Genomic DNA, 258 nt, shown 5'->3' on the forward strand with positions numbered 1-258 from the left:
TCATGAGCTGAGCCTTCTGGCTGAACTCCTGCATGATCTTCGAGCATTCCGGGCAGACCGTGTCGATCGCCAGACTGAAGGCGAAGCCGACGGCATTATTCGCGACGGCCTTCAGCATCGCGACGATCTCGCTCGCGTTGATGAAGCTGAACGAGCCGGCGAAGATGTCGATGCCGCCGCACCCGGCGCGGGCGCGCGGCAGTTGCAGGTTGGCAATGTTGGTCGTCTTCTGGGGAAAGCGCGTCCAGACATTGCCGA

Annotated in this window: 1 protein-coding gene; it reads right to left on the bottom strand. The window is 61.6% G+C overall.

Annotated elements, in window-relative coordinates:
- Window positions 1-258, bottom strand: a 258-nt coding sequence (locus AX692_RS00450) for a conjugal transfer protein TraH (RefSeq protein WP_196491739.1), incomplete at both ends; no start/stop codon positions are given.

The sequence above is a fragment of the Erythrobacter donghaensis genome (assembly GCF_001557325.1).
GTDB classification, from domain to species: Bacteria; Pseudomonadota; Alphaproteobacteria; order Sphingomonadales; family Sphingomonadaceae; genus Erythrobacter; species Erythrobacter donghaensis_B.